General features: G+C 44.9%; 19 protein-coding genes. 1 reads left to right on the forward strand and 18 read right to left on the reverse strand.

What is annotated here, in order from left to right; translation table 11 throughout:
* Positions 1 to 9 precede the first annotated feature (9 nt).
* The 17 genes from mepK to ELS82_RS00345 all read right to left on the reverse strand — a co-directional run bounded on the left by mepK (position 10) and on the right by ELS82_RS00345 (position 17,439).
* Complete coding sequence (gene mepK / locus ELS82_RS00270) at positions 10 to 552, reverse strand: peptidoglycan L,D-endopeptidase MepK (RefSeq protein WP_134833687.1); 543 nt, start codon at positions 550 to 552, stop codon at positions 10 to 12.
* Between the two features lie 215 nt (positions 553 to 767).
* Positions 768 to 2,321 (reverse strand): L,D-transpeptidase family protein, encoded by a 1,554-nt coding sequence (locus tag ELS82_RS00275; protein WP_134833688.1) that lies wholly within the window; start codon positions 2,319 to 2,321, stop codon positions 768 to 770.
* Positions 2,322 to 2,426: 105 nt separating this feature from the next.
* Positions 2,427 to 3,503, reverse strand: a complete 1,077-nt coding sequence (locus ELS82_RS00280) for a DUF1513 domain-containing protein (RefSeq protein WP_134833689.1) — start codon at positions 3,501 to 3,503, stop codon at positions 2,427 to 2,429.
* Positions 3,493 to 4,524 carry an imelysin family protein gene (locus tag ELS82_RS00285; protein WP_134833910.1) on the reverse strand — a complete coding sequence of 344 codons (1,032 nt, stop codon included), beginning with the start codon at positions 4,522 to 4,524 and terminating at the stop codon, positions 3,493 to 3,495. The genes ELS82_RS00280 and ELS82_RS00285 overlap by 11 nt, the downstream gene beginning before the upstream one ends.
* Positions 4,525 to 4,532: 8 nt before the next feature.
* Positions 4,533 to 5,927: a di-heme oxidoreductase family protein gene (locus tag ELS82_RS00290; protein WP_134833690.1), complete on the reverse strand. Its 1,395-nt coding sequence runs from the start codon at positions 5,925 to 5,927 to the stop codon at positions 4,533 to 4,535.
* Positions 5,928 to 6,048: 121 nt separating this feature from the next.
* Complete coding sequence (locus tag ELS82_RS00295) at positions 6,049 to 7,311, reverse strand: imelysin family protein (protein ID WP_134833691.1); 1,263 nt, start codon at positions 7,309 to 7,311, stop codon at positions 6,049 to 6,051.
* A gap of 167 nt (positions 7,312 to 7,478) precedes the next feature.
* Positions 7,479 to 8,075 (reverse strand): GTP cyclohydrolase II, encoded by a 597-nt coding sequence (locus ELS82_RS00300; RefSeq protein WP_134833911.1) that lies wholly within the window; start codon positions 8,073 to 8,075, stop codon positions 7,479 to 7,481.
* Between the two features lie 204 nt (positions 8,076 to 8,279).
* Complete coding sequence (locus ELS82_RS26235) at positions 8,280 to 8,453, reverse strand: hypothetical protein (protein WP_004414321.1); 174 nt, start codon at positions 8,451 to 8,453, stop codon at positions 8,280 to 8,282.
* Between the two features lie 178 nt (positions 8,454 to 8,631).
* Entirely contained in the window at positions 8,632 to 9,603 is a 972-nt protein-coding gene (locus ELS82_RS00305) for a GGDEF domain-containing protein (protein ID WP_134833692.1), read from the reverse strand.
* Between the two features lie 170 nt (positions 9,604 to 9,773).
* Positions 9,774 to 10,247, reverse strand: a complete 474-nt coding sequence (locus ELS82_RS00310; RefSeq protein ID WP_134833693.1) for a DUF2947 domain-containing protein — start codon at positions 10,245 to 10,247, stop codon at positions 9,774 to 9,776.
* Positions 10,248 to 10,266: 19 nt separating this feature from the next.
* Positions 10,267 to 10,854: an HD domain-containing protein gene (locus tag ELS82_RS00315; RefSeq protein ID WP_134833694.1), complete on the reverse strand. Its 588-nt coding sequence runs from the start codon at positions 10,852 to 10,854 to the stop codon at positions 10,267 to 10,269.
* Position 10,855: 1 nt separating this feature from the next.
* Positions 10,856 to 11,434 carry a ribosomal protein S5-alanine N-acetyltransferase gene (gene rimJ / locus ELS82_RS00320; RefSeq protein WP_134833695.1) on the reverse strand — a complete coding sequence of 193 codons (579 nt, stop codon included), beginning with the start codon at positions 11,432 to 11,434 and terminating at the stop codon, positions 10,856 to 10,858.
* Between the two features lies 1 nt (position 11,435).
* The gene (gene tyrR, locus ELS82_RS00325; RefSeq protein ID WP_134833696.1) at positions 11,436 to 12,980 is read right to left on the reverse strand and encodes a transcriptional regulator TyrR; all 1,545 of its coding nucleotides are present in this window, start codon (positions 12,978 to 12,980) and stop codon (positions 11,436 to 11,438) included.
* 100 nt (positions 12,981 to 13,080) lie between these two features.
* Positions 13,081 to 14,127, reverse strand: coding sequence for a YcjF family protein (locus tag ELS82_RS00330; protein ID WP_134833697.1), 1,047 nt, complete (start codon positions 14,125 to 14,127; stop codon positions 13,081 to 13,083).
* A complete protein-coding gene (locus ELS82_RS00335; protein ID WP_134833698.1) occupies positions 14,124 to 15,500 on the reverse strand; it encodes a YcjX family GTP-binding protein in 1,377 nt (458 codons plus the stop codon). The genes ELS82_RS00330 and ELS82_RS00335 overlap by 4 nt, the downstream gene beginning before the upstream one ends.
* Positions 15,501 to 15,617: 117 nt before the next feature.
* A complete protein-coding gene (locus tag ELS82_RS00340) occupies positions 15,618 to 15,803 on the reverse strand; it encodes a hypothetical protein (RefSeq protein WP_053438093.1) in 186 nt (61 codons plus the stop codon).
* Between the two features lie 112 nt (positions 15,804 to 15,915).
* Positions 15,916 to 17,439, reverse strand: coding sequence for a fumarate hydratase (locus ELS82_RS00345; protein WP_134833699.1), 1,524 nt, complete (start codon positions 17,437 to 17,439; stop codon positions 15,916 to 15,918).
* Positions 17,440 to 17,608: 169 nt separating this feature from the next.
* Here ELS82_RS00345 and pabB point away from each other — a divergent pair, with 169 nt between their 5' ends.
* Positions 17,609 to 18,976 carry an aminodeoxychorismate synthase component 1 gene (gene pabB, locus ELS82_RS00350; RefSeq protein WP_134833912.1) on the forward strand — a complete coding sequence of 456 codons (1,368 nt, stop codon included), beginning with the start codon at positions 17,609 to 17,611 and terminating at the stop codon, positions 18,974 to 18,976.
* A 31-nt stretch (positions 18,977 to 19,007) separates the two neighbouring features.
* Here the strand turns inward: pabB and ELS82_RS00355 are convergent, their stop codons facing one another.
* The gene (locus tag ELS82_RS00355; RefSeq protein WP_134833700.1) at positions 19,008 to 20,705 is read right to left on the reverse strand and encodes an ATP-binding protein; all 1,698 of its coding nucleotides are present in this window, start codon (positions 20,703 to 20,705) and stop codon (positions 19,008 to 19,010) included.
* Positions 20,706 to 20,710 lie beyond the last annotated feature (5 nt).

Here is a 20,710-nt window from a genome sequence, read left to right on the forward strand (position 1 = left end):
ATTTGGCAATTATGCCCAATAGCGAACAGGTCCAGTATCAATATGAATAAAGTTGCTGCCCGGATAATAGCCAACACCACCAAACTTTAGCTCTCGAGCGATATCACGTACTTGCTTTAGATTTACCCCATCTAAGCGAAAATCGATCGCTTGACCTAACATGTGGTAACTCTTTTTCGCTACACCGCTCGACTTATTACGTAACGCTTGGTTAGTCGCTGGGGAGCGGTAACCAGAGATGATTTGTACTTCGGCTTCAACAGCCAGTTCTTTCTGAATATCGCTAATATGATCAAACAGGCGCTTGTCCATTGTATGCACTTCATTGCGGCGAAAATCGCGACAAAGGTGATTCAAACGTCCTAGCTCTCTGACTACATAATCATGACCATCGAAATAACGCGTTTCTAATGCTTCTCGTGTATGGAGGTTAGTTAAGGCGAGGCTGCGCGGTTGATCTGGATACGACGCAAGTGCAATGCTTGGCGTACAAGCTGCAACTGCCAAACCACTTCCGGCCAGCTTTATAAACTCTCGTCGGGATAATGCCACGATAAAATACCTTCACAAATAAGTTCTAGAAATGTGTCAAACGGCGACACTACATAACTCTTTCATGAAGTTCAAATGCATAAACTATGCACAAAATGACATCAAGCCAACAATAAGAAGCTTACTTATTGAACAGGCTAATAAAAAAGTGATTGAGGAAAAATTGTAAAAAAATGCCAATCAATGAAAAGCATCGATTGGCATCTATTTAAACATTAACCTTGTGGGTACACTGGCTTGTCTAGGCGGTAAATATCTTCCCTATAGTGGACACTTCCTTCCTCATACCATGCCGTTTGATAAATGATATGCACAGGCACGCGACTTTTTAGTGGAATGGATTGATTCGAGCTCGGTGGCTCATTCAGCTTCGCGCTGCGAGAAACGCCTTGGGCTTCAATCAATCGCTCGGCAAAGACATCCGCATTTTCAACTCGAATACAACCCGAGCTAAAAGCACGCTGTTGGCGGCTGAAGAGGCCTTTACTTGGTGTGTCGTGAAGGAAGATTGCTCTTCTATTCGGTGTATTGAATTTGTATAAACCAAGAGCATTGCTATTGCCTGACTCTTGAGTCATTCGATATGGAAACGAGCTAGGGTTAAGGTTGTCCCAATCGATAGAGTCAGGATCGATAATCTCGCTTGAGCCCCATTTCGGAATAATCTTGATATCCTGCTTTGCTAGGTAAGCTCGGTCCTTCTGTATTTTAGGAATAATATCTTCGACCATGATCTTCCACGGGACATTCCAGGTTGGATTTAAGATCAACGAATCCAATCTGATCTGCATTAACGGCGTTGGGCGCTCAATCTTTCCGACCACCACTTTTGACTCAAACACCTCTTCCCCAGACGACCAATAAGTCATTTCAAAGCTTGGTACGTTAACAACAATGATCGTGTCGCGCTGAGAAGGCCAATAGCGTACTCTTTCGGCATTAATCGCCAGTGTGCTCAGTCGTTTTTCGATAGGCAGGTTAATCCACTTGATAGTATCAGGGCCAATAACACCGTCAGGTTTCAAACCGTGTAAGTTTTGGAATTGCTTAACAGCCACTTCTAGCGTTTGGTCAAACCAACCAATGTCTTTCCTAACATCAATAAGATCAACATCAACAATAGATAAACGCTGAATCAACACATCTCTATTTTCTAATCGATCCCCTACTCGTTTGATTCCGACTTGGCGGTAAGGTGGCGTGTTCAGCTTGTCAAACTTTATGATGTGCAGATAAGTATCAACTAGGTATTGGTACTCTTTGGAGTCTGGCGTGTAACGCTCAATCAATTCCGCCAATTGCTGTTGAGAGATGCCTCTTTTAAGGGCAATTTGAGCACTTTTAGGAGGGAGTGGTAAAGGATCTGATAGGTTTTGTTCAAAGAACCAATATTTACCATCGGTTTTAGCGGACTCGGCATAGCTTAGATATAGCAGTAAAGTGTCTGTCGCTAAAACATCATACTCATGCCAGCGATTACTTTTACGATAAAACTGTAGGTAACTTAGTTGACGAGAAAATAGTGGGCTAAAGCCAGCATGATCGATGACTTCTAATTGAAACTCAAGCTTGCTGCCCTGTTGTAAATCAAACCAAACCATTTGGTTGTCGTTTTCACGGTAAACTTCTTCTACCGCTTGCGGGTATTGCAATAGGCCATATAGCGGGCTATCAGATGGTAGCCAGCCAATTTGGTTAAAATACTGTGCGCCGTAAACTGCTGGTGTGAACAGACTCAACACCAGTAGTTTGCAAATCCATTTTGCCATTCGAGATCCCTCTAACTCCTTGAACTTTTAGTATGGCAGAGTTAAAGATAAACAGAACGGCTTGTTTGTGAGAATTACGTTAGTAAAGTGTAAGACGCCCTACACTCAACCAATCACTGACCAATGGTTATCCCATTGAATCCCTGTTCGAGCTATCGTTTTATTACCAGGTGCCATTTGACTTATTACGCTCCCGGCGCCAGAACTCACTCTAAACTCGTCACCTTGAACAACAACGCCCGATGCATCCGGTAAAGGTAACAGTTCCACTAATTGCTGGGTATGCTTCGACCAAATACCGTAACAATTACCTCTTGGAGACGTAGCTAATATCCATTCGTCCGTCGCGGCAATGCTCGCTATATAATGGTTAAACCTCGCCCACTGCTCTGGTTCTGCTTTTAATGGCGTTAGTGCTCCGCCGTGAGTGTGCATCGCCAATAATGCTGGGTACTCATCCGGTTCGCCACGATATTGCTGGCCACATAGTACCGTCTTAGAACCATCATGAGCTAAATGCCTGATGCTAAGTTTGTTATCTGCCAGTCCAACTTGCTCGATCAATTCACCGTTTCGATCAAGGTAACTCAAGCTTGGTTTCATGGTAGCGATGTTTAGAGGCTCTCGACCATTGGTATGCACACCGCCAACACCAATCGCTAATGTGTCATCAGGCATGACAATCACTTCATGAGGGCCTAAACCAAACTGAGAAAACTCCGCCACTTTTTCATAACCCGCCACTACATCATAGACGCCAATGATGCCACGACTGCTGCCGCGCTCACCTTCTGTCGCGTACAACCACAACCCATCATTGGAATAGACGCCGTGCCCATAATAATGGCGGTTTTTATCCGCGACTCTTAGCTTAATCGACTCTCCGGTTTGGTAATCAAACACTTGAAAGAATGTACCGGGTCTGCGCGCAAAAGCGACGGCATGATGTAATGCCGCATTTGAAGCAACCCCATGGCCTCTGGCTGGTAACGCAATCTGGCGTAGAGGCATTCCGACTGAATCGGCAACAACAGCATTAAAACGGTCACGCTCAGAAATAGAACAGCCAATCAGCACTGGAGCTGTACTTTGCTCAGCGGTCACTGCACAACCCACCAAAGGATACGCAGCGCCAAATAGCGCCGCTTTTAGTAATGAGCGTCTTGTATTATCAGTCACCATCAGTTGCGTTAAACCCTATAATTACGCCAAGTTCTATCGCGACTTCTTCGTGAATCAAATACTTAAGCTGTTCTAGTTTATTGTATTGTGAATAGGCGGTTTGATAGCCGCGCTTGGTTTGCAGCAACTCAAACAGACTCTCATCCGTTGGCCAAGTTTCTATCGCCATCGAGAATTGATTGGTAATGCTATCCGCCAAAGTCGATTTATCTTTTGCTCTTAAAATAGCGTCAAGTCCATTTCCATTAGCAAAGTACAGCGCTTGCAGTGCTTCAAGGTTGGCTTTGAGGTTGATCATTGATGTTTCTGAGCGCCAAGATTCCGCAAAGTACGGTCGAGGCTGTCCAAACTTAGCCAGAGGTCGGCTCATTTTCTTCATGCTGTATTCAAGTTGATTCGAAAGCAGCGCAATGTATTCAGAGTCCCACTGTTTTTCGTTTAGCTCTACCCAAGGGTTAGTTGCCCACGCCTGCGCGATACTAGAGGTATTCTGCGCAATGTTAGCGGCAATCGACTCAGCGGTAGAACATGTCGCTGGATTCGTGTTTAGATCGGAAGCTTTGTCATACAACAGCCACTCAATCGAGCCAAGTCCCTGCACCGTGACACTTTGCTGTGAAATCTCTTCAACGCTCCATGATTTCGGCTGTTTAATTAACGCGCCCATCTTGCGCCCAGTGGTGTTTTTCTTATCCGGCCAAAACTGAATGTTCCAGCTCTGTGCCAGTGCTGATTCTGGCCCGCGCTCTTGGCCTTGCAGTGCCATCCACGCCACCATTGTTTGGTGCCACTGACTCTTAACGGCATCAACACCTTGATTGGTCGAGCAATAACCTTTCATCGTTTGAGACAACTTCTCAGCTTCGTTTTTCAATCGCTGAGCAGACGCAAACTCAACCTGATAAACACCTTGGCTGAAATGATTTGTCATCTCTGGCTTAAGCACATCACTATCGGAAGATTGGCAGCCACTCATCAGTGCCACCATCGCAGCGCTCAAAGTAAATTGTTTTAGATTCATCATTCACCCTATAACGAATTCAAGAATGCGATTAGCGCTTCTCTTTCTTTCTTGTTGAACTTTAGGACATTATTCTTGGCAGTTTCTGCTTCGCCGCCGTGCCACAATACAGCTTCCATCAAGTTTCGAGCACGTCCATCATGTAAGAAATAAGTATGACCGTTCACTTCTTGCGTATACCCAATACCCCAAAGCGGCTGAGTACGCCATTCTTGACCATTCGCTAGGTATTCCGGACGATTGTCAGCTAGTCCTGGCCCCATATCATGAAGGAGCATATCTGTGTATGGGTGAATAACTTGCTCCGATAGCGCGGGTAAGTTATCTCTTTTCGCTGTTTTCACACTGGTCTTGTGACAACTTTCACAGCCCGCTTTTGCGAACAGTTCTTGGCCGGATTTCACTTGTGGATCATTGACATTGCGACGAATTGGAACCGCAAGGTGCTGTGAGTAAAACTCTACAAAATCAAGGATGTTGTCACTAACCTCTGGATTGCCGCCGTTCGGCATATCATCACAAATCGACTGCTTAGATGTGCAGTTTTCATTTGGGAACAGGTTACTGGTTAAGCCCACATCGCCATTAAACGCTGCCGCATTCTGCTGCATCAGGTTCGGTTGGCCCGCTTTCCAGCCAAATCGGCCAATGGCGAAGTCTGCTTTTCTCACATCCCACACGACATTGACCTTTCCTGAAATGCCATCACCGTTTGCATCGTTCTCATCGGCCCACGCTTTTAGCGTTTCATCAGGGATGCTTTCTAATAAGCCCAGTCCAATCATTGGCGGTGCAACACGCGCTGACATTTGTGTATCAGGGTGCATCTCGCCATAGCCTAAGTCGGTAATGGTTAAGTTTGGTTTACGTAGATTAACCACCGCACCATCAGCAAACGTCACTGGTACGTCTTGGTAGGTAATATTAATGGTGCCTTCCGGCTTTTGATCTTGCAAAGCGAAGTCTTGAAGTTGTCCACCATAGGTAGGCTCAGGGATCACTCCATCCCTAATAAATGCTTTTTTCTGCTCTGGTGTCATCGCAGGAATGCTTAATCGAACGAGCATTGATACTGCGTGCAGATCGTTTTCCTCAGGCGGGTGTCCACGACCATCTTTAATATGGCAGTTTTGGCATCCATTGGTGTTAAACAGTGGACCAAGACCATCACGTGCATCGGTAGACGCTGGTGCTTGGACCCAAGGATTTCTAAAAAAACTGTTACCAACGCTAAAATCTAAACGTTTCGACATTGGCAGGTTACCTGCTGGCAAAGAAAAGGCATTCGCTCCATCCTTCTTCACCGAGGTATCACCACCTGACTTAACGTCGTAAGCAGCAACTGTTGAAGAAACGCTGAGTAGCAACAGACTGAGAATGGATGGTTTCGTGTACAACTTCATTACGATGACTCACTAAGCGGACATATCCGCACAAATTAAATGGGAATAACTCTCAAATAGACGACTTATATAAAACGTCAAAAGGGCTCTAATGAGCCCTTTGTATTCGTTCGAGTGCTAGTTAAAACTCGTGATCCGCTGTGTCTGGGTTCAGACTACTGATACCAACGATTTTCGCTGCACGTTCAATTTGTGCTGTTTGAGCAACCAGAGACATGATTGTGTCGTTAACTAGTGCATTACCTTGCGTATTACCTGAAGCAATTAGCTGGTCAAAGAACTGGCCGTTTTTCTCTGCAGAAGTAACTAGCTGACCCACTTGTGAACGTGTCACATCAAATTGCTTTTGAATCTCTTGTGCTGCTTGCTTATCTTTTTGTGCCACTAGGTCGTGGATACTTGGACCTGATAGCAAAGTGCCATCTTCACGCTTGTATAGACCTGTGTATACGTTATAGATGCCCTGCTCGTTGTAGTAATGAGAGTTGTGCGTGTTGTCTGAGAAACAGTCATGCTCATCTTCAGTAGAGTTTGCTTCTAGAGCAACTTTCATACGCTCACCCGCAAGCTCACCTAGAGATAGTGAACCCATGCCAAATAGCATTTTGCGAAGGCCGTTTTCCGCTGAATCGTTTAGTAGCTCTTCACGGTAGTTACCTTTCACGTCAGCAGACCACTGGTTTTCCATCCACTCTAGATCTTGAACAAGAAGCTCTGCTGCTGCTTTCAAGAAATCACCACGACGGTCACAGTTGTCATTTGTACACTCTGCACCAACAACAAAGTCAGTGTAAGCACGCTGACCAGCGCCCGCGTTAGTGCCGTTTAAATCTTGGCCCCATAGTAGGAATTCGATTGCGTGGTAACCTGATGCTACGTTTGCTTCAGAACCACCAACTTCGTTTAGATCAGCAATCAGTTCAGGAGTGATCTTTGCTACATCCAATTTTGATGCACCGATAGTTAGCTCTGTGTTCGCAATAATATTTGCGTTAGCACCTTCATTACCTAGTTCATATTGGTAGTCAGCAGAAACGTAATCGATCAAGCCTTCATCTAATGGCCAAGCGTTAAGTTGACCTTCCCAATCATCAACAACCGCGTTACCAAAACGGAATACTTCAGACTGTTGGTACGGTACGCGAGAAGCAAGCCATACTTGCTTTACTTGTTCAAATTTTGCGGCAGTTGGATTAGCAAGAAAAGTGTCGATTGATGCGTCTAGCGCTTTAGCGGTCGTCACAGAGTCAGCAAATACTGCGTGAGCCACATCTGCATAATGCTCAACGACTTGGTCTTTCGTTACGCTTGCTGCGAAAACAGAACCGCTAGCGATCAAAAGTGAAGCTGCGACAGATTGAGCTAATAGAGTTTTAACATTCATTGATAAGCGTCCTTGTTGAGCTTAATAATTATTCTGATTTATTAGTGCTAATCATTATCATTTGCACTACTGATGCGAATAATACAAACTTACAATTTTTTTGCAACCCAGAAACGAAAAAAGCCTCACAAAAGTGAGGCTTTTATCAACATAGGCTTTTCAATACGTTAGATATCTAGATTGTGCTTACCGTGAGAGACTTTTGCTTGTAGGTAGCCTTCGTTGCCATCTTTAACGTGCGCAGATGTATTGACAACTTCTTCGATCTCAATCCCGTACTCTTTCAGATCATTGACCTTTTTCGGGTTGTTGGTTACCAAACGAATTCGCTCAGCACCTAATGCTTTCAGCATCTGTGCTGCTTCGGTGAAGTCACGAAGATCGTCACCAAAACCAAGGTGGTTGTTCGCTTCGTAGGTATTCATACCTTCACTTTGAAGCTTGTAAGCGTCTATTTTGTTGTACAGGCCAATCCCACGTCCTTCTTGTCGTAAGTACAAGATAATGCCGCCGGATTCACCCATACGATTGATCGTTTCATCAAGTTGCTCACCACAGTCACAGCGTGATGAGTGGAATACGTCACCAGTAAGGCACTCTGAGTGCATTCGGACAAGTGGCGCTTCTTGGTTTTTATCAGCTTGCTTAAATATTACCGCGACGTGCTCTTTTTCTGTTTTCAATCCATGAAAAGAAAGTAGCTCCGCATCGATGTTACTGTTTACACCTACTTTGAAGTCGACTCTGGCTCTTACTTCCGCCATATTTTTACTCACTTGAATCTCTATGTTTTTATTAAGTGTGGGATTTATCAAAAAGATCTCACTTTGAAACTAACTATGGGGACTCTTACCACAGAATTCAATGGTTAGTTTGACAATTGTTATAATATAACAATTTTAGCTTTGGGCAATAAAAAACCTCACAATAGTATTGCGAGGCTAGAGATCTGGTTCAGCGAGTGGAGATTAGTCTTGCTGGTGCTTCCAAACTGAGTGTTCAATCCATAACGTTTCAAGCTCTCTTAGCTCTTCTTCGCTCAAGAATGACAGCGTCGGCTTTGTCTGAGGCAGTGCATAAGCCTGAAACGCACTTATGTGTGCGTAAAAGTCAGTACGTAATTGAGATATATTTAAGTTCACTGCTCTTCCCTAAGACGATTGATTGCTTAAAACTGCTCATTGGATTAATAATTCTTATAAATGATAACAAATTACAGTATTTGCGCAAAAACGCCGTCGATTTATGAGCTAAAAGTCACATTTTTGTTGTGGTTTTACTCTTTACAATTCATGAAGTTACACGATCAATGTTGATCATTTAAAACAGTTCAACATCATCAAATAGATCATCCTCATTTGGGTTTCTCAGTGTACTGCTCATATCCTCATAACACTTAACTTGGTTTCTACCTGACTCTTTAGCAAAATAAAGAGCTTTGTCTGCATGATCTAGAATTGTGGGCAGGTACTGACTGCGAGAAATAGCACACAGACCACAGCTAAAGGTAAGTTGATTAACCTGCGGGAAACGGTATTGTTCGATTAACTGACGAAAGGCTTCGAGCGATCTTAGTACCTGATATTTTTCTTGAGGCGGGAACATGATGACAAACTCTTCCCCCCCGAAACGGAACAACTGCTCTTGATCGCAAAAGAAATTACGCAGTTGCTGGGCAAAGATAAGCAACACTTCGTCACCAATCATATGGCCAAATTTATCATTCACCGCCTTAAAATGGTCAAGATCGATGATCGCTATCCACACATTTAAAGCGTCGCCCCCATCGAGTGACTCACCAAAGCAATGCGAAAGACGCTCTTCTAGCGTACGTCGATTCAACAGACCTGTTAGCTTATCTCGTTCACTTTCGTGTAAAACAACCAAGTAGTTGCGGTAGATTTGGGCAAAGCCATCGATGAGCAACTCATACTGTTTATTGGGTTTGTCCATCGACACCTTGAGTAAGGCAGAACTAGAGTCTGAGATAGAAATTGGACAGCTCCAAACGTACTCTCCGCCTTGTTCCTCTACGATGCTGATTTGTTCATTGAGATGGTCATGACTATAAACTTGCGTGCCCACTTGATCGTAGATCCAATGATAGTCATCTTCTGGTTCTTGCTTCATTACATGAGCAATGACCAACGAAGTATTACCCATAAAATGAGTTAAACTGGCCTGGCGAATGGGCAGCATCTCAGTCAGTGTTGCGATAAGGCAGTGGCCTAGAGAGGTACTGTTGCGTTGTTCGGTGATTTCGATGACTGAATGCAGTATTTTGTCTTCCATCACTCTTCCTCATAGCTCTATCCTAACTGATAGTATAGCCAGAGTTATAAAAATGCACTTAGTTGCACATAAAATAAGCGTAATTAGTGATGAGGAAACGACGTCGATAGGAAGGAGATAAATGTGCGTATACAACAAGAGCCGCCTTAGCGACTCCTGTTGTTGTGATATTACTTACGAGAACCTAGTTTTACGTTACCGTTACCATCAAACCATAACGCCTCGTTACGACGACGGCCGATAAGAATAGGACCATCATCGTAGAATAGAAAGTTCTTCCAACACTTTTTGAATGTCGACCATTTGGTCTCAATTACATTGTATTTTTCATAACAAAAGTAGACAGTTACGTCATCTTGCCAATCAATAAACTCGAGTATTGCCTCTGGCAAGCTTTCGTCATCAGACTCCCACGCGGCCATCCAATCAATTGTTTCCTTCCAGTTCGAGTCGTTCATCGGCCAATCAGAAGAGCTCAAACGATCCGCATCTGGACTCTGCGCACTAATATTCTCTTGCCATAGCTGAGATGACCTAGCCTGAGTCATCGGTTTAATCGCTTGTAGCTGTTCCTCAGCAACCGGCATTGATTGGTGCGTGAAAATCCATTTTCTTTGGTATTCATCCAAAGTTAAATACGACATTTAATAACCTCTTAAAGCACTATGCTTTTAGCCAACCATTATTGGTGGCTTCTTCAATAATTTGTTTCGCTTTATCCCACAGCGCCTCTGAACCAAACTGGATCTTTTGGTTGACGGTTAACGCTTGCTCTCTGGTAATACCATGCTCCTGCCAGCTTTGGCCCTGATTATGGTAATTGAGCAACATAGGAATAATACGGTCGAGCGCTTTGGCAAACTTGGCATCAGCGCTGTTCGCCGATTCAAATTCAGTCCATAATTCGAACAGTTCTTCGCCCTGCTCTTGCGGTAACATGCCAAACAGACGCTGGGCAGCTTTGAGTTCTTTTTCTTCTTGCTCGGCTGATGCGGCCGTGTCATAAACGAAGAGATCACCAGCATCAATTTCAACCACATCGTGCAGAAGCAGCATTTTAACAACTCGCGCAATATCTACCGGCTCATTGGCATGCTCTTCCATTAGAATTGCCATCAACGCCACGTGCCAGCTGTGCTCCGCACTGTTCTCTAGGCGTTTGTCTGCGCTTTTTACACGAGTACGTCGCAGCACAGACTTAAGACGATCCAACTCCATCAATAGAGCCAGTTGTTTCTCTAACCTTTCCATCTTAGACATCCTTCCAATGTGGGTTCACTATCGACGTTAAGTTATGATCTTCCCACTGACCATCAATCAATAGGTACTTTTCAGCAAAGCCTTCTTTAACGAAACCCGCACGTTCTAACACCGATTCGCTACGCTTATTCCTAGGCATGTAACTGGCCATAATGCGGTGCATATTTTGGATTTTAAACATGTAGTTCACGGCCATTTTCACCGCGCGAGTCATCACACCGCGCCCCTGAGCACTATCGGCTAACGAGTAACCTAAGTTACAAGCGTGAAACGGAAAACGAGATACGTTGCTAAACGATACCGTACCGAGCATTTCATTGGTTTCTTTATCTAAGATGATCAAGTAGTACCCAAGCCCCATTCGATGTAACTCATTGAGCTTGACCAAGCGCTGCGTCCAACCTGCTTCGGAATAAAATGCATCTTCGCGCTTTGGTTCCCAAGGCTTCAAATGCGCTCGATTTGCGATAAAGTAATCTGAGATTAACTTACCATCCGTCGGTTCAGCGGTACGGATAACAATGTCTTCATCTACTTCATAAGCTTGAGTTGGGGTACTGACTCTTTTCATATTAGTTTTTGCGAATTCCATATTCACGAAGTTTGTTCGCCACAGAAGTGTGTGAAACGTTCAAGCGCTTAGCCAGTTTACGGCTGGATGGGAATGACTGATATAAGCGTCCAAGTACTTGAGACTCATACTCTTTCATTATTTCGTCTAGAGATCCGTCAAGGCTTAGTACAGGGCCATTGGCACTCTGCGTATCCAACTGCGGCAAGTGGAATAACTCGGCGGTCAACTCATCACTTTCTAGTTCCGTTAATGCGCGTAGAACCATATTCTCTAATTGGCGCATATTTCCTGGCCATTGATAACTCACCAGTTGATCAACAAGGCTATCTGAAATTCTCGGTTTAGAGATACCAAGCTGAGATACATACTTGGCAATAAATAGCTCTAGTAATGGGGTGATATCATTTGAGCGCTCGCGCAAAGGCGGGATCTGTAATGTCAGTACATTTAGGCGATAGAATAAGTCTTCACGGAAGGTGCCAGATTCAGCGAGGTCGGCAAGGTGATGACGCGTTGACGCGATAACACGTACGTCAACATGTATCTCATCTTCTTCACCGACACGGCGAAAACGGCCATCTTGAAGCAAACGCAGCAACTTAATTTGTAAGTGCGGGCTCATTTCACCGATCTCATCTAAGAAGACCGTACCACCATTAGCTTGCTCAAAAATACCTTTGTGGCCTTGCTCGTGGTTAAACGAACCAGGTGCATGACCAAATAATTCTGTTTCAGCGACATCATCAGGCATAGATGCGCAGCTTAAAACTAAAAATGGGTTCGCCGCACGATGAGAACGGCTGTGGCAAGCTCTCGCGAGCATCTCTTTGCCCGTCCCTGTCTCACCTTGAATCAACAAAGGTTGATCAAGCATGGAGAGCTTTTTCGCCTGACTAATTAACGCTTTATGTCGATTCGAGGCACCAACAAAGTGTTCAAAGCCTAAGTTGTTGTGCAATGGAAGCGAATCATCAAACAGCGGTTTTTCTTGCGTTGAACGAATGATCATTACCGTACTAGCAAGCACTGACTCTTTGGCTTCGTTGGTGATATAAACCGGCATGATTTCCATCATGTAGTCTAAACCACGAATAACAATCTCTTCACGCTGACGAGTAATATTGCCTTCTGCCCATTTCGCAAAGTTGAAGCTCGGCAGTAGCGTGGTAATTTGATGGCCAATCATCTCACTCTCTTCACTGGCAAACAGTGAAAGCGCAGCATGGTTCGCCATATCAACGTGACCTTTTAGATCAATCGCTAAGACGGGTTCAGGGAGATTATTAAGAAGTGATATAAGCTCATTGTTGTGGCGCTCAATCGGCATGAATTGGATCTTTCGAACATCCTTAACACCTGCAATACGGCGAATCTCAGCCATAAGCTCGCTAAAGGTATCAAAGTCGATATCCGGACAATTGAGGTAAATAATCCCGGTGACATCGATTTCGATACCACGGAGATCAAGGTTCTTGGAAGCAAGAATATCGAGTAGTTCACGAGTCAGACCAAGTCTGTCCTCACAGAAAACTTCTAAGCGCACAGATGAGTTCCTAACTTAGGTGTCACGAAAAGTTGACAGTAGTTTCTCTTAAGCCTAGATCCTCGTCAAGCAAACTGATATTACCTGCTTCACATTCGCACTATTTGATTGTTATTGCGGCGACTTTTTCAACAATTTGCTTTCTAATTGCCCCCAATTTTACTTGGCGGTCTTTATGCCAAGGAATTGGGCGCAATAGAGCCATCGCTTTAATCCCCAGCCTTGCGGTTAGAATGCCGACACCTAGCCCCTGCCCTGCACGAGCTGACACTTTGCCAGCAAGGTCCATCGACATCAGATCCATACTCGCATCAATGGCAAGTTCACTCGCTCCTGCAGCGGCCATGTTGATTAGCGTTGCTTTAAATAATTTTAGTCGTGACCAATACCCTAACTCAACGCCATAGATCTCGGCCAAACTATCAATCATTTTGAAGTTACGCCACGCAACCAGCAGCATATCTGCAACAGCTAATGGGCTAATCGCCACAAGGGCTGCCGACTCAGTTGCGTGCTGAGATACGACTTTTGTTGCTGCTTTATCTTGCTCCGACACCACCATTGCATCGTACATATCCAATACTTCGGCATCACTATGAGAAGCGTTAATGCTGTTTTTCCAACGGTCGTAACTTGGTGACTCAGGTTTGATCCCAGACTCACGCGCAATCGACTCACAGAACGTTTTGCCTTTGCCGACACTGTCGGATTGGATTAACGCTTCGCTTTGCTCTTGGACACTAAAGTGGTTGCGAAGCCTGCGCAGTTTAAACAGTTCTTTACCTATCGCACCTATCCCAAGTAGTGAGATTGTCGCGATGAAGCCTGCCCAACCCAGTGCTAGCCAATCGGAGGTTTGCACTGCTGTCACGACACTATCAATCGCTTGCCAGCCGACTAATCCGGAAAATGCGGTAAGTAGGCCAGTCACCATCCATTTGGAACCAGAACGAGGACGAATCACTTGGCTTAAGCGCGCCTCCTCTGCCAAGTCCTCATCACAGTTCACCTCCGCAGGGACGAACTTATCCTGCTGCTCAAACTGCATTTGCGCGGTGATCTCAACGTTGTGCTCATCACGCGGCTGTTCAAATGACTCTTCAAACACCTGTTTCTGCTTTAATGTCGTTTGTTCTGGTTCGGTCATTTCAGCTTGTCTCCAATCAAAAACTCTAAGGCTTTATCCATACGGATATGCGGTAACGGCTCATCTGAAGAGGCTTTTCTTGGCCTAAATGCGGTAAATTCAAATCCCTGCTGTTGCCAATACGCTTGCTCAGGAAGCTTCTTCGGCACTTCCCCTGGGAATACGGTTAGCACCTGCTCATCAATGGTTGTGCCTTGCAATGCCGGGTAAGCTTGCTCGCCTTTATTGATAAAGCCCGCTTGGGTTGCCTGAATTGACGCCATTGTCATGCAGCTCATTTCAATATTTTCATACGAAGCACTTTGCCATGCCGGATGAACCATTTGTTGCAGCAGAGAGACCAAGTTTGGGTGCTGCTCTGGCGTAACGTGATCCGCTTTCGTTGCAGCAAACAATATTTTGTCTATTCTTGGCGCAAATAGGCGCTTGAGTAAGTTGCTGCGGCCATAACGAAAGCTATGCATGATTTGCTCTAGTGCGTGGCGCATATCTTGAAACGATTCATAACCTGCATTTAGTGGTTGTAGACAGTCCACCAGCACAATCTGACGATCAAAGGTTGAAAAGTGGTGTTTATAGAAGGCTTTCACCACCTTCTGCTGATACTCATGATAGCGAGCTTTTAGCATGGCTAAGTTCGAACCCTTGCTGGCTTTAGTGCTGTCATCTACACGACAAGGGAAAAACTGCAGAACTGGCGCGCCTTCCAATTCGCCCGGCAAGACAAATCGCCCCGGCTGAACCCAGTGCAAGCCTTCACGCTTACACGCATAAAGAAATTCCGTATAGCTTTGCGCTACGTCAGCAACCACTTTTTCATTCAATGGCTGTGAAACATCTAGCTCTTCCAGCTTCTCTAACCATGTCTGAGCAAGTTCTTTTCGCTTTCCGGTTAACGCATCAAACTGGCTTTGTGACCATTGCTCAAAGTCCATATTCAATAGCGGTAAATCCAGCAGCCACTCGCCGGGATAATCGATGATGTCGATATGCAGTGTCGAGGTGCTGCCAAACAATTTTTTGGTCTTTTTCTTCGGTTTATATTTGAGCGCAAGACGTATTTCACTCACATCTCTTGTCGGCTCTGGCCATATAGGTGGATTGGAATGCACATGCTCCATTGCATCATCATAAGCAAAGCAAGGCACCATCATATTAGTTTGCGGTTCTCTTTTTGCCCCGACCAATCGCTTATCTCGCGATGCCGCAAATAGCGGCAAGCTATCATGAGTAGAAGTATGAAGTAATTGATTCACTAAGGAGCTAATAAACGCCGTCTTACCGGCTCTAGAAAGGCCAGTAACAGCAATACGTACGTGGGAGTCCATACTACGGCTGATTAAATCATTCACTTCTTGAGTAATTTGCTTCATTCACGATCTCTTAAAATTCAGTTCGATACTAGCTTAACGAATCTAATATTAATCTTATATGAACAAAAAAGCCTCCGATAAATCAGAGGCTTCGTAAGAACTTATAAAGATTATTAGTTAATCTTCTTCTATCAATTTATAAATCACAAACAGTGCGATTTCTAACAAACCAAACAGCACACACGTAATCGTTACGTATTTTTCATCAAAGATACTGATGCCGTGAAGAATCAAGTCATAACCGACGAAGGCACCAATAACAACCGCAATAATCAGCTGTAGGATTTGAATAAAACGAGGCATTTGAGCTCCTGACGTATAGTTTTACAATTATTCGAGTATATAGACAAAAGGTGCAGTTTTACCCGCACCTTTGTCAAATTTTTGCTAACTAAATCAGCACTTTCTCACAATCTTATGCTTGAGATTCCATCTCTTGGATTTTCACTTTCCAAGTGTCCGGACCAATCTGGTGAGCGTTAGCGCCTTCTGAATCTACCGCGACTGTCACAGGCATATCTTCTACTTCAAACTCGTAGATCGCTTCCATGCCTAGATCTTCAAACGCGACAACACGTGCTTTCTTAATTGCTTTAGCAACTAGGTAAGCCGCACCGCCCACCGCCATTAAGTAAACCGCTTTGTGCTTTTTAATTGACTCAACCGTTGCAGGGCCGCGCTCCGCTTTACCAATCATGCCCATGATGCCGGTTTCTTCTAGCATCATGTCGGTAAACTTATCCATACGAGTCGACGTCGTTGGGCCAGCAGGACCTACCGCCTCGTCGCCTACTGCATCGACTGGGCCTACGTAGTAGATAAACTTGCCTTTGAAGTCGACCCCTTTAGGAAGACCTTCACCATTTTGCAGCATAGTTTGAATACGTTTATGCGCAGCATCACGACCCGTTAGGATCTTGCCCGATAGCAGAACCGTTTCACCGGTCTTCCACTGTTCAACATCAGCCTGAGTCACTTCATCAAGATTAACACGGCGTGTGTTCGCACCTGCTTCCCAAGTGATATCTGGCCACTCTTCAAGTTTAGGTGGCGTTAAGTCTGCAGGACCAGTGCCATCAAGCGTGAAGTGTACGTGGCGCGTTGCCGCACAGTTAGGGATCAAACACACTGGTTTAGAAGCCGCATGCGTTGGCGCCGTTTTGATCTTCACATCAACAACGGTTGTTAGACCGCCTAGACCTTGCGCACCGATACCCAATTTGTTCACGCGATTGAAGATATCTAAACGAAGCTCTTCTTCAGCATTTTCAGGGCCACGATCGATAAGCTCTTGAATATCGATGTGTTCCATTAAAGATTCTTTCGCCAGTACCGCTGCTTTTTCTGCTGTACCGCCAATACCTATACCTAGCATGCCCGGTGGACACCAACCTGCGCCCATCGTAGGTAAGGTTTTCTCTACCCACTCAGCGACGTCATCAGATGGGTTTAGCATCACCATTTTAGTCTTGTTCTCACTACCGCCGCCTTTGGCTGCGATTTGAATTTCAACTTTATCACCCGGTACCATATTAATGTGGACAACCGCTGGTGTGTTGTCTTTAGTATTAATACGTTTACCAGCAGGATCCATTAGAACTGAAGCGCGAAGAGGGTTATCTGGGTTGGTGTACGCTTGACGAACACCTTCATCAACCATCTGCTGAACAGTGAGATCCGTCGAGTCCCATTTAACAGCCATGCCGACGTTAACAAAACAAGTTACGATCCCCGTATCTTGACAGATCGGACGATGCCCTTCTGCTGACATACGCGAGTTAATTAGGATTTGAGCGATCGCATCTTTTGCTGCTTGGCTCTCTTCACGGTGATAGGCTTTTTCTAGGGCTTGAACAAAGTCTAATGGGTGATAATACGAAATGTATTGAAGCGCATCAGCAACACTGCTGATCACATCCTGCTGGCGAATTACGGTCATTGCATGCCTCGTTATATTTATGCTTCCTTTTGCTGCCGTACACAAACGTTTGCTTATCGATTGTAATAATTGCAAAACACTGATGTAGCGGCCTTTGATACCAATATGATACTCTTGCTTTCCTCAACACGCCACGTAATCAACGATCTCTTTGTCACAAATTAAACAAATGAATAACATCACGCCAAATTGCTTAGAAATCAAACCGATCAGCTATCAGTCGGACCTTGCGGTTCAACACTTCGCTAACATTGAATCCCTACCTTGGGCGATGTTGCTGCGCTCCCCTTCTCAGAGTCATATCGACAGTCGATTTGATATCTTAGTCGCTAAGCCGATCGCAACGATTACAACTGATGGCGCGATAAGCCTAGTCACGATTCAAGACCAAACAACGACCTCGCAAGAAAACCCGTTCGACATTATCAAACAGGTTCAAAGCGATTGTTTGCCTCATCTCGATTACGACGGAGAACTACCGTTTATTGGCGGCGCCTTGGGGTGTTTCTCTTATGATTTAGGTCGACGAGTTGAACGAATGCCTGAACTGGCAGAACGTGACTTAACTACGCCAGATATGATGGTAGGAATCTACAACTGGGCGTTGGTTGTCGATCATCAACAACAATCTGCCTTCATCGTAGGCGAAGGCGTTGAACAACAATGGACATGGCTAACCAGTCAACAATCTGAGCAAGTCAGTGAATTCAAGCTATCCAGTGACTGGCAGTCAAACATGACTAAGCAAAGTTACAGTGACAAGTTTGCTCAGGTTCAAAAATATCTGCGTAGTGGCGACTGTTATCAAATCAACCTCGCGCAACGCTTTAAAGCGCAATACCAAGGCAGTGAATGGCAAGCGTATCAGAAACTTGAACAGGTCAATCAAGGCCCTTTTTCTGCCTTTATCCGTACTGATAAAGGCGCTGTGCTGAGTGTTTCTCCTGAGCGCTTCCTACAAGTGAAGGATAAGCAAATAGAGACTAAGCCGATTAAGGGAACACGCCCTCGTAGCGAAGACCCAGCGACTGATCAAGAAGCGGCTCGCGACTTAGCCAATGCCGAAAAAGATCAAGCTGAAAACCTGATGATCGTCGATTTACTGCGTAACGATGTTGGACGAGTAGCCAAACCCGGTAGCGTGCACGTACCCAAGCTGTTTGATATTGAAAGCTTCCCTGCCGTTCACCACCTGGTGAGCACCATTAGGGCAGAACTTGATAAGGGCTATTCGCCTGCCGATTTACTGCGCGCTTCTTTCCCTGGTGGCTCAATTACTGGCGCGCCTAAGATTAGAGCCATGGAAATCATTGAAGAGTTAGAGCCACATCGCCGCAACATGTACTGTGGCAGTATTGGCTACATCAGTCGCCACGGCAGAATGGACACCAGCATCACCATTCGAACACTGGTGGCTGAACAAGAGAATATGCATGTTTGGGCGGGCGGAGGCTTGGTCGCAGACAGTCAGTGTGATGCCGAGTATCAAGAGACTCTCGATAAGCTAAGTCGAATTTTACCAGTGTTGCGTGACTAAAGGATATGAAGATGGGCTTGGTAGTCGAATATCAAGCCCACTTTTCTAGCATTAACTGCAAGTCTTTTGCTGAGTATGGTTTGGTGAGGATGTCATCCATACCACACTCAATGCACTTCTCTCTCTCTTCCAGTGTCGTTCCTGCCGTCAAAGCAATAATCGGCAGTTGATATTTTTGCTCTCTGAGATAAGTCGTGGCTTCAAAACCATCCATTTCCGGCATCCTACAATCCATAAAGACCAAATCGTAGCGCTTTCCTCCAAGAGCCGTAATCGCCTCTATTCCATTGTTCGCAATATCCGGTGTGATCGACAACTTTTTCAGCATCTGGTTAATGATCACTTGGTTCATGCGTATGTCGTCGACCACCAAAACAGAAATCTCTTCTAAAGGTTTGTCTCTTTGGCTAGTGTCAATGTTGGCTTCATTGATTGGTAACTTATCTGCCACTTTCAACGGGATAGTGACTTCAAAACAACTGCCCTTTCCGACTTCACTTTCAAGGGCTATCGTTCCAGACATCAACTCCACAAGGTTCTTACAGATCGCTAATCCAAGCCCCGTTCCTTCAAAATGACGCTTGGCCGTTCTATCTGCTTGAACAAACGGGCTATACAGCTCTTTTATCGCTTCTTCAGCAATACCAACACCTGTATCGCTTACTGATATAGTTAAGCGGCCTGATTTCCAGGACGTACTGACCGTTACGCTACCTTCTGATGTGAATTTAACTGCGTTGCCAACCAGGTTTACTAATATTTGCCCTATTCGCTCAAAGTCACCGATAAAGCTGATTGGCAACTCTCCGCTCTCTGAGGTGGTGAATTCAATTCCCTTTTCTCTCGCTTTAGGCTCAAAGATTCCGTGGACCATATTGCGTAATTCAGACCATTGGAATGTAGAAGGAATGAGCTCCATCATACCCGCGTTCATTTTACTGAAATCGAGGATATCGTTGATAATATGACGAAGGAGATCCCCTGAGTGAGCTAAGTTGGTTAACAGGGTTCGCTGTTCTTCGTCTAACTCAGTGCTATCTAATAGCTCAGCGCTACCGAGCAGGCCGTTTAACGGAGTGCGCAACTCATGGTTAATCATGGCGACAAACTCTTTGGTCGAGCGTTCTGATTCTTCCGCTCTAGTTCGAGCTTCTTGGTGGCTCGATAAGATAATTTGGCGACTTATCGCGCTGCATAATAGCTCCCCAACCAACAGCATTTGACTGACAACGAAATCTCGACTGATTCCTTCTTCATTCACAAGCGCAGATAATATCCCTACTGCCTTATGATCAACTTCGATGGGTAAACTGAGGATGTTCTCTTGCCACGTCGCATAGGGCTTAATATTGGTAACGTCAGCCCCTAAGCTTTCACCAAACTCGGTACTATTCAAACTCGCGATACAATCCGCTTCAATATAAAGGTGGACTTTTTCCAGTGCAGAAGAAGACTCAAGACACTCAAGAAAGCTCAGGATTAAACCGTCATCAAGGGTACGGCTTAGAAAAGCGCGGCCAAAATGAATCAAAGCCTCATTAATTTGCTGCTCAAATTCGAGTTTATTTAAATCTTGTAGATTTTGGCGCTTAAGTTGGTTAAGCACTAATTGCAATTGCTGGTTAGTTTCGTAGAGCTCCAAACTTTTCTGTTCGAGTAAAGTTTCAGCTTCTTTTCTTGCCGCTATTTCACGCGCTAATTTACGCTCTAAAGGGGAATCATTTGCCATTAAAA

The organism is Vibrio ouci (assembly GCF_004551525.1).
In the GTDB taxonomy this organism is placed as follows: Bacteria; Pseudomonadota; Gammaproteobacteria; order Enterobacterales; family Vibrionaceae; genus Vibrio; species Vibrio ouci.

Bases quoted from the DNA above. Each gene is read 5' to 3' on its own strand.
- ELS82_RS00280 (WP_134833689.1), bottom strand. From the start codon at position 3,503: ATGGTGACTGATAATACAAGACGCTCATTACTAAAAGCGGCGCTATTT.
- ELS82_RS00355 (WP_134833700.1), bottom strand. From the start codon at position 20,705: ATGGCAAATGATTCCCCTTTAGAGCGTAAATTAGCGCGTGAAATAGCG.
- ELS82_RS00315 (WP_134833694.1), bottom strand. From the start codon at position 10,854: ATGGAAAGGTTAGAGAAACAACTGGCTCTATTGATGGAGTTGGATCGT.
- ELS82_RS00285 (WP_134833910.1), bottom strand. From the start codon at position 4,524: ATGAATCTAAAACAATTTACTTTGAGCGCTGCGATGGTGGCACTGATG.
- rimJ (WP_134833695.1), bottom strand. From the start codon at position 11,434: ATGAAAAGAGTCAGTACCCCAACTCAAGCTTATGAAGTAGATGAAGAC.
- ELS82_RS00300 (WP_134833911.1), bottom strand. From the start codon at position 8,075: ATGGCGGAAGTAAGAGCCAGAGTCGACTTCAAAGTAGGTGTAAACAGT.
- ELS82_RS00310 (WP_134833693.1), bottom strand. From the start codon at position 10,247: ATGTCGTATTTAACTTTGGATGAATACCAAAGAAAATGGATTTTCACG.
- ELS82_RS00330 (WP_134833697.1), bottom strand. From the start codon at position 14,127: ATGACCGAACCAGAACAAACGACATTAAAGCAGAAACAGGTGTTTGAA.
- ELS82_RS00275 (WP_134833688.1), bottom strand. From the start codon at position 2,321: ATGGCAAAATGGATTTGCAAACTACTGGTGTTGAGTCTGTTCACACCA.
- ELS82_RS00305 (WP_134833692.1), bottom strand. From the start codon at position 9,603: ATGGAAGACAAAATACTGCATTCAGTCATCGAAATCACCGAACAACGC.
- ELS82_RS00335 (WP_134833698.1), bottom strand. From the start codon at position 15,500: ATGAAGCAAATTACTCAAGAAGTGAATGATTTAATCAGCCGTAGTATG.
- ELS82_RS00345 (WP_134833699.1), bottom strand. From the start codon at position 17,439: ATGACCGTAATTCGCCAGCAGGATGTGATCAGCAGTGTTGCTGATGCG.
- ELS82_RS00340 (WP_053438093.1), bottom strand. From the start codon at position 15,803: ATGCCTCGTTTTATTCAAATCCTACAGCTGATTATTGCGGTTGTTATT.
- ELS82_RS00290 (WP_134833690.1), bottom strand. From the start codon at position 5,927: ATGAAGTTGTACACGAAACCATCCATTCTCAGTCTGTTGCTACTCAGC.
- ELS82_RS00295 (WP_134833691.1), bottom strand. From the start codon at position 7,311: ATGAATGTTAAAACTCTATTAGCTCAATCTGTCGCAGCTTCACTTTTG.
- pabB (WP_134833912.1), top strand. From the start codon at position 17,609: ATGAATAACATCACGCCAAATTGCTTAGAAATCAAACCGATCAGCTAT.